The following is a 12782-nucleotide window of genomic DNA, read 5'->3' on the forward strand; positions in this document are numbered from 1 at the left end:
CCGCCGTGATCCTCGCAACCGGAGCTGTTATCCTGCTCACCGCCGTGTGCCTGCTGGGCGTCGCCGTGATCCTGCCGGGCGCCCCCGCGGTGCCGCTGGACCGCCGTCGTCCTTTTGAAGCCGAGCCGCCGTCGTCGCTGACGCGGTTCGCGCTCTCTGCCGTCCGGTCCTTCGAACGGCTCCTCGCCGGACGGAAGGTTACCTTGTTCTCCCGTCCGCAGCTTGAGAACGCCGGGCTCCGCCTGAGCCAGGCAGAATTCTTCCTGCTGGTAGGCATCGGTGCGGTCATCGGCATGCTGGTGGGCACCGTCACTGTAGGCCCGCTTGTGGGGCTGCTCCTTGCCCTGCTGGCACCATTTGTCGGAAAACTGGTCCTCGGGTTCCTGGCCGGGAAACGCCGGGCGGCCTTCGACGGCCAACTCGGTGACACCCTGCAGCTCCTCTCCGGCGGCCTCCGGGCAGGACACAGCATCCTGCGCGCCATTGACGCCGCGGGCACCGAGTCGCAAAAGCCGACGTCCGAGGAGATGCGGCGGGTGATCACCGAGACCAGCCTGGGCCGCGACCTGCTGGCCGCGCTCAACGACACTGCAGACCGGATGAAGAACGAGGACTTCATCTGGATTTCGCAGGCTATCCAGATCAACCGGGAGGTGGGCGGCAACCTGGCCGACGTCCTGGACCAGGTGAACGAAACCATCCGCGAGCGCAGCGAGATCAAGGGCCACATCAAGGCGCTGGCAGCGGAAGGCAAGTTCTCCGCCTACATCCTGATCGCCATGCCGTTCGGCATCGTGGCCATGCTGCTGTCCGTCAGCCCCAACTACATGAACCCCATGTTCACGCACCCCCTGGGCTGGGCCATGATCGGGGCGTCGTTTGTCCTGATGACCATCGGTGCGCTGTGGATGCGCAAGATCATCGACCTGAAGTTCTGAGGACGCCATGAACCTGATAGTTCTCCTCTCCGTCCTGCTGGTGTGTGTTCCCTTGGCCGCGCTCGCCTGGTCCGTCCTGGGCGTGGATAGGCAGGGCCGGCTGGCCGTCAGCGATTTGCTGTCCCGCGGCGCCACACCGGTGGCCGTTGCCCCGGTAACGAAGCCCGGCCTGCTCGAGGGCATCGGCCGGCGGCTCCACCCGCCCGCCTACGTGGCTTTCCTGGACCGGCTGCTGGCCCTCGCGGGCCGGCCCGCGTCAATGCCCCTGGGCAAGGTGCTCGGGTCAAAGCTCGCCATCGGTTTTGCCGGGGCGGCCGCCGGCATCTACCTCAGCGCCACCGGCAGCACGCCGCTGATGAAACTGGCGGGGCTGTTCCTGCTGTTCCTGGGCTATTTCATTCCCGATCTCCTGCTCTACAGCAAGGGCCAGGAGCGGCAGAAGGTCATGCAGCTGGAGCTGGCCAACACCCTGGACCAGATGCTGATCTCGGTGGAGGCCGGCCTTGGGTTCGAGGGCGCCATGGCCAGGGCGGGCGAGAATGGCAAGGGCCCGCTGGCGGAGGAGCTGGTTCGGACGCTGCAGGACATGCAGGTGGGCCGCAGCCGCCGCGAGTCCTACATAGCACTGGCGGAGCGGACCAGCATCCCGGAACTGCGCAGTTTTGTCCAGGCAGTGGTTCAAGCGGACACCTATGGCATTGCGATCAGCCGGGTGCTCCGCGTCCAGGCCAAGGTGATGCGCGTCAAGCGCCGCCAGCGGGCCGAGGAGAAGGCCATGAAGCTTCCGGTGATGATCCTCTTTCCGCTTCTCTTCTTCATCTTCCCGGTCCTTTTCATCGCCATTCTCGGTCCGGCGGTGATCAACACCGTGATGACGTTCAGCGGCCAATGAAAGCCAAAAGGCCTGCTGAAGAGTCGCTCAAGGTTTACACAGCTTCACCCGAAATAGGCCAACGAAAGAATTCCAGGAAGTAGCCTTGAACAATGCACAGTCCAGGTTCCGGCTCCAGCAACGAGGGCCCAGCTGCGGGTTCAGTGCCCGCCGGGATCACCGCACACAGCCATTCCGCGTCCTCACAGGAAGCGGCCGGGCTCTTGCCGCTCATTGACGCCGCCGTCCTCGACGAACTGGAAGACGAGTTAGCCGGCACCGAGCTCGCCAAGCGGTTCGCCCGTGACTACGCGGCCATGTGGGACCAGCGCTACTCGCGCCTTGCGGCTGCGGTCCACCGCCACGACAGCGACTCGGCGCTGGATGCAGCCATCAGCCTGAAAATCAGCTCCGCCATGGTGGGCGGCATGCGCCTGGCCAAGCTTGCCGAACTTCTGGAAGCAGTCATCCGCCTGGGTGACTTTGGGCAGGGGCAGCTGCTGATGGAGCGCGTTGCTTTGGACGGCGGCCTGACCATCTCCGAGCTCCAGGCCACGTACATCCTGCAAGCGGATTAGGCCTTCCCGAACGGCCTTGCCGGTGCCAGCCGGTAGCCCACCCCACGCACGGTCTGCAGCCAGCGCGGCTGCAACTGGTCCTCCTTGAGCTTGCGCCGCAGGTTGCCAATATGGACCTCGACGGCGCGTTCGTCCGCCTCGCTGATGTAGGTGTCCTCGTCGTAGAAATCGCCGCGAACTGCCTTGACCAGATCCGCCCTGGTACACACCGCGCCGCCGCCCTTCAGCAGCACGTGGAGCAGGTCGAACTCGCTGCGGGTGAGTGCCAGCGGCTGGCCGTCCACTTCCACGGTCCTGGTCCGGTGGTTCAGGAGCAGGCCGTTGTGCTGCAGGACGGCCACGCCCTGTGTCCGCGTGGCGGGGGCAGCTGGTGCGGACGCCCAAACGACGGGGGCAGGCTTTTGCCCGTTCACTTCGTGCCGCGGCCTCCGCATCATCGCCGCAACCCGTGCCCGAAGCTCCCGGGGCCGGAAGGGCTTGGCGATGTAGTCGTCCGCGCCGGCGTTCAGCGCTGAGAGCAGGTCCGGCTCATCGGTCCTGCCCGTCAGCATCACCACATAGGCGTTGCTGAAATGGCGGATCCTCCGGAGAACCTCAAACCCGTCGATATCCGGCAGGCCGATGTCCAATGTCACCACATTCGCCTGCTTGTCGCGGACCACCTCAACCCCGGCCCGCCCGTCAACCGCTGTATGGACTTCGAAGCCGGCCTGGCTCAGAACCCCCTCCAGGAGGTTCCGAACGTCAGCGTCGTCCTCGATGACCACAGCTACACCAAGATCGTCGTCCATTGCTATCCCTGTGCCAGGCGGATATGACCCCCCATTGGCCCAGCGCCAATGCCATATCCGCTCCAACTCTTTATACGCTACAAGTAAGCCGGGCTTATCACTATCTGTTTTGGCACTCATTTTCAAAAGTCAATTATCATGACAAGACATGTGCATTACCGGCTGGGAAAGGATGTGCATGAGGGTGACCTGCAGGAATTCGACGGCGCGGGAGAACTGTGCCTGGACCATTGCGCCATGCGGCCGGAACGGCTTTCATGGCTGAACCCCTGTTCCGGCGCGGTCCGCTGCGCCTTTTCCGGGAATTGGGGACCCGCTCACAAGTGGCACTGTGCCAGCTGCCGCTGGCACTGGTGGTGGCTGCGCTGGCCGTTGCCACGCCGTTCGCCTGGCCAACGCTTCTGCATAATCCTTTCTACATGTCCGGCATCGTCCTGCATGCCGTCCTGTTCGGAGCCTGCCTCCTGGTTCCCTGGGAGCGCCTGCCGCAGCGCCCCTACCTCCTGATCCCCGTCCTGGATTTCCTTGCGATCGGGCTGTTGCGCAACGGCGCTGCCCCGCTCCTCCCCGGACTCGCGGTGCTGGTGGTGTTCCCGGTGATTTGGCTCTCGGCCTCGGGGATGCTGGCGCGCAGCAGCCTGGTGCTCAGCTTCACCGGCCCACTGCTCATCATGCTGCCCCCGGTGGCAGGACGGTTCCCAAACCTCACGGCCTCGGATGTCACCACGGTTGTCCTCTTCCCGCTGATGATGCTGGCCGTGTCGCTGGCCATCCGGTTCGCGAGTATGAACCTTCGCCTGCAGCAGCGCGAGCTTGCCGAGAAGGACCGCGAACTCCGGCAACTCCTGCACGAAAGCCGGGAACGGGAGAAGCTGCTGGAGACGGTCCTGGACGCCACCGACGTAGGCATTGCCGCCGTCGACCCTTCCGGGCGCTTCTTAGTCTCCAACGACCGGCAGCGGAACTTCCGCCGGGCAACGGGTGCCGACGACGCTGCCCCCGGGCAGGGCCACCAGCTGATTTTCGGCCCCGACAAACGCACCCTGGTGCCGCCCGAAAAGCGCCCCATCAGCCGGGCCATGGCCGGCGAATCCTTCGCGGACTACCTGGTCTGGGCAGGCGAGGAACCCGGACTGCGGGCCCTGTCCACGGCTGCCCGCCCGCTGGTCGGCGAGGACGGCAGCCTCACCGGGGCAGTGGTGGTGTACAGCGACGTCACCGGCTGGGTGGAGGCTCTGGCAGCACACCAGGAGCTGATCTCCAACGTTTCACACGAGTTCAAGACGCCGCTGAACTCCATCATCGGCAACGTGGACCTGGTGCTTGACGATGTCGCAGGCCTCCCGCCGCAGGTGGAACGGCGCCTCACCGTGGTGCAGCGCAATGCAGAGCGTCTGCTGGCCCTCGTCTCGGACCTCACGGCTTCGGCGTCCACTGCCCTGAATGTGCACCCGAAGCGCACGGACCTGGCCAGCCTGGTGGAAACGAGCATGGGCTCGGCGCAGGCGCAGGCCGAGCAGGCACACATCGAGCTCACCGCGGACGTTCCGTCGCCCCTTTGGGCCTATGCGGATCCCATCAGGATCGGCCAGGCCCTCGACAACCTGCTGTCAAACGCGATCAAGTACTCCCCCGACGGCGGACAGGTGAGCATCAGCGCCAGCGCCGGCAGCAACTGGGTGCAACTCAGCGTCAGCGACACCGGGATGGGCATGAGCAGCGACGACGCCGGACGGGTTTTCCGGCGCTTCTTCCGCACCGATGCTGCCCGGGACGCCGCCATTCCCGGCGCGGGGCTGGGGCTCTCCATCACCAAGATGATCGTGGAACGCCACGGCGGCACCATCACCTGCGTCAGCGGCCAGGGCAAAGGCAGCACCTTCACGCTCACCCTGCCCGCGGAAGGGCCCCCGCCGTCATTTTGACTGGGCACGCGGCCGTACTATTCCCTGGCCTTGGTGGCGACTGGGACTACTCCCGCAGCGCCCTGGTGAGCTCTGCACGGGCCAGCAGCTCGGCGTCGGACGGGTAGGCCACTTCCTCGAGGACAAGCGGGTGCGGCGCGGCAAGCACGGATTTCGCGTCACGTTTCCTGGCGAGCAGCCGTTCATGGAGCCAGCCGGGCTCCACCACGCCCTCGCCCACATACAGCGCCGAGCCTACGAGGGCGCGGACCATGTTGTGGCAGAACGCGTCGGCCTGGACGGTGGCAACGATGACGCCGTCCTCCCCGCGGGCGAACTCGAAGCGCTGCAGGTCGCGGATGGTGGTGGCACCCTCGCGCGGTTTGCAGAAGGCCAGGAAGTTCTGCAGCCCCAGCAATTGTGCGGCGCCCTCGTTCAGCAGGGCAACATCCAGCTGGTTCTTGTGCCACAGCGTGGAGTAACGGCCCAGCGGATCCCACAGGGCGGGGCCGTCTGCAATCCGGTAGCTGTAGCGCCGCCAGAGCGCCGAGAAACGGGCATCAAAACCTTCCGGTGCGGGGGCTGCGCGGTGCACCTCGACGGCGCCGTGCAGGTCTCCGAGCACGCGGTTCAGGGCTCCGCGGATCCGGCGCATCATGGCGACGGCGGGGTCAAGTTCGTGCCCGCGGGCCAGTCCCAGCCACTCGGCTTCGGTAAGGTCCAGGTGGACCACCTGGCCGCGGGCGTGCACGCCGGCATCGGTCCGGCCGGCGACGGTGACGCGGACCGGGCGGCGGACCAGCAGCTGCAGCGCTTCCTCCAGGACGCCCTGGACTGTGCGGAGGCCCGGCTGCACCGCCCACCCGCTGAAGGGGCCGCCGTCGTATGAAAGATCAAGCCGGATACGCAAAAACCCGCCGCCCCCTAAAGCGGGGGCCGCGGGTTTTTGGTCGTTCATAGACTCAAGTCTATGCGAAGCAGGTCAGCGAATTACTTCGCGTCCTTCTCCTCGGCAGCCGGAGCTTCGGCTGCTTCTTCAGCGGCCGGAGCCTCTTCGGAAACGGCCTCTTCGGTTGCAGCCTCTTCAGCGGCAGGAGCCTCGGTGGTCTCCTTGGCTGCAGGGGCCTCGGCAACCTCAGCCTCGGGAGCTTCCGCGGCGGCCGGAGCAGCCTTGTCAGCGTCGCGCTTGGCGGCCGCGGTCGCCTCGGCCACAACGGCCTGCTTGGCGGAAACGGGCTCGAGAACCAGTTCGATGACAGCCATGGGAGCGTTGTCGCCCTTGCGGTTGCCGATCTTGGTGATGCGGGTGTAGCCGCCGTCGCGGTTCTCCACTGCCTGGGCAATGTCGGTGAACAGCTCGTGGACAACGCCCTTGTTGCTGATCAGGCCCAGGACGCGGCGGCGGGAAGCCAGGTCGCCACGCTTGGCGAAGGTCACCAGGCGCTCTGCGTACGGCTTCAGGCGCTTGGCCTTGGTCACGGTGGTGGTGATCCGCTTGTGCTCGAACAGGGAAGAAGCCAGGTTCGCGAGCATGAGGCGCTCGTGAGCCGGGCCGCCTCCGAGGCGCGGACCCTTAGTGGGGGTAGGCATAATTGTTTCTCCTCATGTGGAAGCCGTGGGCCGCACACCATGGTGCTGCCCGCCGGCCAAGGTCTGGTTTAGAGTTCGTCGTCGCCGAAGGCGGCGTCGTCCTCTTCGATTGCTGCGGCGCGTGCTGCGAGGTCAAAACCGGGAGGCGAGTCCTTGAGGGACAGGCCCAGTTCAACCAGCTTTGCCTTGACCTCGTCAATGGACTTTGCACCAAAGTTGCGGATGTCCATCAGGTCAGCCTCGGAGCGGGCAACGAGTTCACCCACGGTGTGGATGCCCTCACGCTTGAGGCAGTTGTAGGAACGGACGGTGAGATCCAGATCCTCGATCGGCAGAGCCATGTCAGCTGCCAGGGCAGCGTCGGTGGGCGACGGGCCGATCTCGATACCTTCAGCTGCGGTGTTCAGCTCACGGGCCAGACCGAACAGTTCCACCAGGGTGGTGCCTGCGGAAGCCACGGCATCGCGCGGAGCGATGGCCTGCTTGGTCTCGACGTCGACAATCAGCTTGTCGAAGTCGGTGCGCTGCTCAACACGGGTTGCTTCCACGCGGAAAGTAACCTTCAGCACCGGCGAGTAGATGGAGTCGACCGGAATGCGGCCGATCTCTGCGTCGCCGGACTTGTTCTGAGCTGCCGAAACGTAGCCGCGGCCGCGCTCGATGGTGAGTTCGAGCTCGAACTTGCCCTTCGAGTTCAGCGTGGCGATGTGCAGATCCGGGTTGTGGAATTCGACGCCGGCCGGCGGAGCGATGTCCGCGGCGGTGACGACTCCGGGACCCTGCTTGCGCAGGTAAGCCACAACAGGCTCGTCGTGCTCGGAGGAAACCGAGAGGTTCTTGATGTTCAGGATGATCTCGGTGACATCTTCCTTGACACCCGGAACCGTGGTGAACTCGTGCAGCACGCCATCGATCCGGATGCTGGTTACGGCAGCACCGGGGATGGAGGAGAGCAGGGTACGGCGGAGGGAGTTTCCGAGGGTGTAGCCGAAGCCCGGTTCCAGCGGTTCAATGACGAAACGCGAACGGTTTTCGGAGACGACCTCTTCGGAGAGGGTGGGGCGCTGTGCAATGAGCACTTAGGTTTCCTTTCGGCGAGCATCCGCTATATGACGCAACACAGGTGGTGGAAATTCGGTCTGAAGACTTAACGCGCTGGGCTTGCCCGGACCATTGCTGGTCCGGGCAAGCTCCTGCTGCGGAAAAGAATTAGACGCGGCGGCGCTTCGGCGGGCGGCAGCCGTTGTGGGCTGCGGGGGTGACATCCTGGATGGAGCCAACCTCAAGGCCTGCGGCCTGCAGCGAACGGATTGCGGTTTCGCGTCCGGAACCCGGTCCCTTGACGAAAACGTCTACCTTGCGCATGCCGTGCTCCTGCGCACGCTTGGCAGCAGCTTCGGCTGCCATCTGGGCAGCGAACGGGGTGGACTTGCGCGAGCCCTTGAAGCCAACCTCACCAGAGGAAGCCCAGGAAATAACAGCGCCGGTCGGATCCGTGATGGAAACGATGGTGTTGTTAAAGGTGCTCTTGATGTGCGCCTGGCCAAGCGCGATATTCTTCTTGTCCTTCTTACGCGGCTTGCGGACCGCGCCACGAGTCTTCGGGGGCATTTTTTCTCCTACAGAAAGTTATTGGGGAAAGCTCCGTTAATCCCGGACGGGATCTTAACGGGCCTTCTTCTTGCCGGCGACGGTACGCTTCGGGCCCTTGCGGGTACGGGCGTTGGTCTTCGTACGCTGGCCGCGTACGGGCAGGCCCTTGCGGTGGCGCAGGCCTTCGTAGCTGCCGATTTCAACCTTGCGGCGGATGTCAGCTGCTACTTCGCGGCGAAGGTCACCCTCAACCTTGTAGTTGCCTTCAATGTAGTCACGCAGTTCAACCAGCTGTGCATCAGTCAGGTCCTTGACGCGAACGTCGGCGCTGATGCCAGTGGCAGCCAGGGTTTCGTGTGCACGGGTCTTGCCCACGCCGTAGATGTAAGTAAGCGCAATTTCCAGCCGCTTTTCGCGGGGAATGTCTACGCCAGCGAGACGAGCCATAGTGGCAGTACTCCTTGAATAAACCGGAGGTCGTAGGCAGTACACCCGCACTTCTGTGCGGCCCCAGCCTCCGACCGGGGGTTAGCTGTCCGGACTCTTTCGAACTCAATGTTCCAGATCAGCTTGTGCTGCCTTTATTTACTTGCGTGGGTTAGCAACCCAGGATTCCCAGGAAAGGGAATTAGCCCTGGCGCTGCTTGTGGCGCGGGTTCTCGCAGATCACCATGACCCGGCCATTACGGCGGATCACTTTGCACTTTTCGCAGATCTGCTTGACGCTCGGCTTGACCTTCATGGCATTCCTTTGCGTGTAGCAGTGGTCAACTGGAGCAGCGTTCAGCTCACACTGACGCCGCCCAGCAATTTACTTGTAGCGGTAGACGATACGACCACGCGTGAGGTCGTACGGGCTCAGCTCCACCACTACGCGGTCCTCGGGGAGGATTCGGATGTAGTGCTGACGCATCTTTCCAGAGATGTGTGCCAGAACGATGTGCTTGTTGGTGAGCTCAACGCGAAACATCGCGTTAGGCAGCGCCTCGGTCACAACGCCTTCGATCTCAATGACCCCGTCCTTCTTGGCCATACCCTCCGCTAACTGTTCTTGCCGCAGCCCTGCCGGATTGCACCGGGCATTGCCACGAACGTTTTTGTTGGTTCAGTTGCCCGCTCCAGGGCCCAAAGGGCACGGCAGTCCAGACAACCAACAAGCAACACTACGCCATTGGGCCGGGAAAGTTAAATCCAGCCATGCTAGCGCATCCGCCCGCCGTACGCACCATAGTTCCCGGCAGGAGTGGCCACGGCTTCCGCGCTGGCCACTCCGTCCAGGATGGCCAGGCGTACGACGTCGGCTGCGGCGCTTTGCAGCGCCACAAGGCCGGCCTGCCGTGCAGTTTCGTCGCTGCGGTCGAGTGCCAGGGCTCCGGTGGCAATGCAGAAAACAGTGTCTCCGTCAGCGAGTGTGTGGCTGGGATTCAACGCCCGGGAGATTCCGGCATGCGAAGCCGAAGCTGTCCTCTTGCATTCGGCAACGTCGAGCACGGCATTGGTCGCGACGACAACGAGGGTGGTGTTGAGCGGCGGCCGGTGTGGAGGCTCAACCACCGACTCCTCAAGCACCGAGTGCTCGACGAACGGCAGGCCGAGGGCATTCACCACCACCAGCGCCCCCACAACCACTCCGCTGTCCAGCGCGGCAGCGGCTGTCCCCACTCCGCCTTTGTATGTGCGTCCGATAAGTGCTCCGGTGCCGGCGCCGACGTTGCCGCGCCCGACGTCGTGCCCTTCCTCTTGCGCAGCAGCGGCGGCCGTCGCGGCGTAGCCCATGTCCGGCGTCGGACGGGCGGAAAAGTCGCCGCCGCGGCCAAGGTCGAAGATCGCGGCAGCCGGGACGATGGGCACCACTCCCCCGGGCACGGCAAAACCGCGGCCGTTTTCCTCGCACCACCGTTGCGCACCGCCGGCGGCGGCGAGGCCGTACGCACTGCCGCCGGTGAGCACTACCGCGTCCACCCCGCTGACAAGGCTGGTGGGGTCCAGGGCGTCCGTCTCGTGGGTGGCAGGTCCGCCGCCCTGGACGTCCACCGAACCAACCGTGCCGGGCGGCGGCAGGACGACCGTTACTCCGGTCAGCCAGCCCGCGTCTGTCTTCTGGACGTGTCCCACCCGGATGCCGGGTACGTCAGTCAGCGATCCCATGGCCCCATTCTCCCCGCAGGCCTGCCGTTGCCGCCGCAGCCAGGCCCGCATTTACTTAATCTATTGAAACTCGATAGAATTCCACTGTTAGCCGATAAAGGAGATTTTCATGGGAAAGCTGGCCGTCCTCGCACTGCGCATCGTTATCGCGCTGGTTCTGGCAGGTTCACTGTTCGTCCAGGTGTGGATGGTGCCGCTGGTGTCCGTCGACCTGCAGGAAGCGGGAGCTCCGGACGGGCCACGCATTGCGCTGCTTGCCATTGTGGTCCTGGGAATTCTCTGCGTGCAGGTCACCGCGGTGTGCGTCTGGCGGCTGCTGACCATGGTCCGGCACGGGACAGTGTTCTCGCACGGCGCCTTCCGATACGTGGACATCATCTTCGGCGCTATCGCCGCCGCGGCCGTGCTCGTGTTCGGGATCGCCGTGCTGCTGGCACCGGGAGAAGTCGCGCCGGGCATCGTGATGCTGATCTGCGGTGCCGCCCTGATGATCGGCGGCGTTGCACTGATCGTGCTGGTGCTCCGCACCCTTCTGGCCCAGGCGGTGGCCCGCGACGCCGAGGCCAAGCACCTGCGCGACGAACTCGATGAGGTGATCTGATGGCAATCGTCGTCGACATCGACGTGCTGCTGGCCAAGCGCAAGATGCCTGTTGGCGTACTGGCAGAGAAAGTGGGGATCACCCCGGCCAACCTGGCCGTGCTAAAGAACGGCCGCGCGAAGGCCGTGCGGTTCACGACGCTCGAGGCGCTGTGTGAAGTGCTGGAATGCCAGCCCGGCGACCTGCTGCGGTGGGAACCGGACGGCCCGCCGGACGAGTAGCCGCCCGCTCCCCCAACTAGGTAGCAGCACATGTCATTATGCGGTTCCAAAACGACACTTACTGCTACCTACATGGGCTAGGGAATGGGCACGGGGGTGACTCCGAGGGGCACAAGGTGCTCCGCACCGCCGTCGGGCGCCGACAGCACCCAGATGCCCTTTTCGTGCACCGCCACGGAATGCTCCCACTGGCAGGAACGCTTGCCGTCGGTGGTGACAACGGTCCAGTCGTCCTCCAGCACGGCGGTCTCGATGCCGCCACGAACCAGCATTGGTTCGATCGCCAGGCACAGACCGGGCTTGATCCTGGGGCCGCGATGGCTCGTACGGTAGTTGAGGACGTCCGGTGCCATGTGCATCTCGGAGCCGATGCCGTGCCCAACATAGTCCTCCAGGATGCCGAGCGGCTTGCCCGGCACGGAAGAGACGTAGTCGTCGATGGCGGCGCCGATGTCGCCCACGTGGGTGCCGGTGGCCAGTGCCGCGATACCCCGCCACATGGCAGCGCGGGTGACGTCGGAAAGCCGCTGGTCTTCCGGATCGGCCGTCCCCACAATGACGGTCCGCGCAGAGTCGGAGTGCCAGCCGTTTACGATGGCACCGCCGTCGATAGAGATGATGTCGCCGTCCTGCAGCACCCGGCTGCCCGGAATTCCGTGAACCACTTCCTCATTGACCGAGGTGCAGATGGTGGCCGGGAAGCCGTGGTAGCCCAGGAAGTTGGACTTGGCACGGGCCTCGTTGAGCACGGCCGCGAAGACATCGTCGAGGTGCTTGGTGGTAACTCCCGGAACGGCCGCGGCAACCGCGGCATCCAGGGCGCGGCTCAGGACCAATCCGGCCTCGTGCATGGTGCGCATCTGGGCGTTGTTCTTGAGTTCGATGCGGGGCTGGCGGAAACCCATGGTGTGTCCTTTCAAATGGCTGAGGCTCCTCCCCTGTTCCGGGAGGAGCCTCTAAAAACCGGTGCCTTGAATCAGGCTGCCTGTGCCGCCTTGATGGCCTGCATCACGCGGTCGGTCACGTCGTCGATCGGGCCGATGCCGTCAACCTGGGTAAGGATGCCGCGCTCGGCATACTTTGCCACCACAGCTTCGGTCTGCTCGTGGTACAGGTCCAGGCGGTGGCGGATGACGGCTTCGTTGTCGTCGCTCCGGCCCGTTTCCTTGGCCCGGCCCAGGAGGCGGTGAACCAGTTCCTCATCGTCGGCAGTGAGCTGCAGGACGACGTCGAGCTTCTCCTCGCCCTTGGCAAGAATTTCGTCAAGGTAGTCCACCTGCGCGGTGGTGCGGGGGTAGCCGTCCAGCAGGAAGCCGCTTTCGACGTCGGCCTCGCTGAGGCGGTCGCGAACCATCTTGTTGGTCACGCTGTCCGGAACAAAGTCCCCGTTGTCCATGTACTTCTTGGCCTCGATGCCAAGGGGCGTCTCGCCCTTTACATTCGCACGGAAGATATCACCGGTGGAGATGGCCACAACGCCGAGGCGCTCTGAGATCCGCTCCGCCTGCGTTCCTTTTCCGGAACCGGGAGGTCCAATAATCAGCATT

The 12782-nt window shown here is 64.5% G+C and carries 17 protein-coding genes; 6 read left to right on the forward strand and 11 right to left on the reverse strand.

Translation table 11 applies throughout. The features are described 5' to 3' along the window. Positions 1-5 precede the first annotated feature (5 nt). From AC5RUU_RS01175 to AC5RUU_RS01185, 3 genes are all read left to right on the forward strand, one after another. Complete coding sequence (locus tag AC5RUU_RS01175) at positions 6-938, forward strand: type II secretion system F family protein (RefSeq protein ID WP_493973398.1); 933 nt, start codon at positions 6-8, stop codon at positions 936-938. 7 nt (positions 939-945) lie between these two features. Next, positions 946-1830: a type II secretion system F family protein gene (locus tag AC5RUU_RS01180; protein WP_493973399.1), complete on the forward strand. Its 885-nt coding sequence runs from the start codon at positions 946-948 to the stop codon at positions 1828-1830. Between the two features lie 92 nt (positions 1831-1922). Further along, on the forward strand, positions 1923-2387 hold the full coding sequence (locus tag AC5RUU_RS01185; RefSeq protein ID WP_493973400.1) for an Hpt domain-containing protein: 465 nt from the start codon (positions 1923-1925) through the stop codon (positions 2385-2387). Here AC5RUU_RS01185 and AC5RUU_RS01190 read toward each other — a convergent pair. Continuing rightward, positions 2384-3178: a response regulator transcription factor gene (locus tag AC5RUU_RS01190; RefSeq protein WP_493973401.1), complete on the reverse strand. Its 795-nt coding sequence runs from the start codon at positions 3176-3178 to the stop codon at positions 2384-2386. The two genes, AC5RUU_RS01185 and AC5RUU_RS01190, sit on opposite strands and share 4 nt — an antisense overlap. Positions 3179-3435: 257 nt before the next feature. Here AC5RUU_RS01190 and AC5RUU_RS01195 point away from each other — a divergent pair, with 257 nt between their 5' ends. Next, a complete protein-coding gene (locus tag AC5RUU_RS01195) occupies positions 3436-5103 on the forward strand; it encodes a sensor histidine kinase (RefSeq protein WP_493973402.1) in 1668 nt (555 codons plus the stop codon). Between the two features lie 46 nt (positions 5104-5149). Here AC5RUU_RS01195 and AC5RUU_RS01200 read toward each other — a convergent pair whose 3' ends face one another. From AC5RUU_RS01200 to AC5RUU_RS01235, 8 genes are all read right to left on the reverse strand, one after another. After that, positions 5150-6040, reverse strand: a complete 891-nt coding sequence (locus AC5RUU_RS01200) for a tRNA pseudouridine synthase A (protein ID WP_493973403.1) — start codon at positions 6038-6040, stop codon at positions 5150-5152. A gap of 32 nt (positions 6041-6072) precedes the next feature. Next, positions 6073-6672, reverse strand: a complete 600-nt coding sequence (rplQ, locus tag AC5RUU_RS01205; protein ID WP_493973404.1) for a 50S ribosomal protein L17 — start codon at positions 6670-6672, stop codon at positions 6073-6075. Between the two features lie 68 nt (positions 6673-6740). Further along, positions 6741-7751 (reverse strand): DNA-directed RNA polymerase subunit alpha, encoded by a 1011-nt coding sequence (locus AC5RUU_RS01210; protein ID WP_009358719.1) that lies wholly within the window; start codon positions 7749-7751, stop codon positions 6741-6743. 130 nt (positions 7752-7881) lie between these two features. Next, complete coding sequence (gene rpsK / locus AC5RUU_RS01215) at positions 7882-8283, reverse strand: 30S ribosomal protein S11 (protein WP_009358720.1); 402 nt, start codon at positions 8281-8283, stop codon at positions 7882-7884. Positions 8284-8337: 54 nt separating this feature from the next. Next, a complete protein-coding gene (gene rpsM, locus AC5RUU_RS01220) occupies positions 8338-8712 on the reverse strand; it encodes a 30S ribosomal protein S13 (RefSeq protein ID WP_003803743.1) in 375 nt (124 codons plus the stop codon). 181 nt (positions 8713-8893) lie between these two features. Further along, positions 8894-9007 carry a 50S ribosomal protein L36 gene (gene rpmJ, locus AC5RUU_RS01225; protein WP_009358722.1) on the reverse strand — a complete coding sequence of 38 codons (114 nt, stop codon included), beginning with the start codon at positions 9005-9007 and terminating at the stop codon, positions 8894-8896. A gap of 69 nt (positions 9008-9076) precedes the next feature. Further along, positions 9077-9298 (reverse strand): translation initiation factor IF-1, encoded by a 222-nt coding sequence (gene infA / locus AC5RUU_RS01230; RefSeq protein ID WP_009358723.1) that lies wholly within the window; start codon positions 9296-9298, stop codon positions 9077-9079. Between the two features lie 167 nt (positions 9299-9465). After that, a complete protein-coding gene (locus tag AC5RUU_RS01235; RefSeq protein ID WP_493973405.1) occupies positions 9466-10413 on the reverse strand; it encodes a P1 family peptidase in 948 nt (315 codons plus the stop codon). 109 nt (positions 10414-10522) lie between these two features. Here AC5RUU_RS01235 and AC5RUU_RS01240 point away from each other — a divergent pair, with 109 nt between their 5' ends. Together AC5RUU_RS01240 and AC5RUU_RS01245 are read left to right on the forward strand one after the other, a co-directional pair. Beyond that, on the forward strand, positions 10523-11014 hold the full coding sequence (locus AC5RUU_RS01240; protein ID WP_493973406.1) for a DUF2975 domain-containing protein: 492 nt from the start codon (positions 10523-10525) through the stop codon (positions 11012-11014). Continuing rightward, entirely contained in the window at positions 11014-11235 is a 222-nt protein-coding gene (locus AC5RUU_RS01245) for a helix-turn-helix domain-containing protein (protein ID WP_493973407.1), read from the forward strand. Before AC5RUU_RS01240 ends, AC5RUU_RS01245 begins: the two co-directional genes overlap by 1 nt. A gap of 77 nt (positions 11236-11312) precedes the next feature. Here the strand turns inward: AC5RUU_RS01245 and map are convergent, their stop codons facing one another. Both map and AC5RUU_RS01255 read right to left on the reverse strand, forming a co-directional pair. After that, positions 11313-12140 (reverse strand): type I methionyl aminopeptidase, encoded by an 828-nt coding sequence (map, locus tag AC5RUU_RS01250; protein WP_493973408.1) that lies wholly within the window; start codon positions 12138-12140, stop codon positions 11313-11315. Positions 12141-12211: 71 nt separating this feature from the next. Further along, positions 12212-12781, reverse strand: a complete 570-nt coding sequence (locus AC5RUU_RS01255; RefSeq protein ID WP_493973677.1) for an adenylate kinase — start codon at positions 12779-12781, stop codon at positions 12212-12214. Position 12782 lies beyond the last annotated feature (1 nt).

This window comes from Arthrobacter sp. K4-10C (assembly GCF_059090085.1).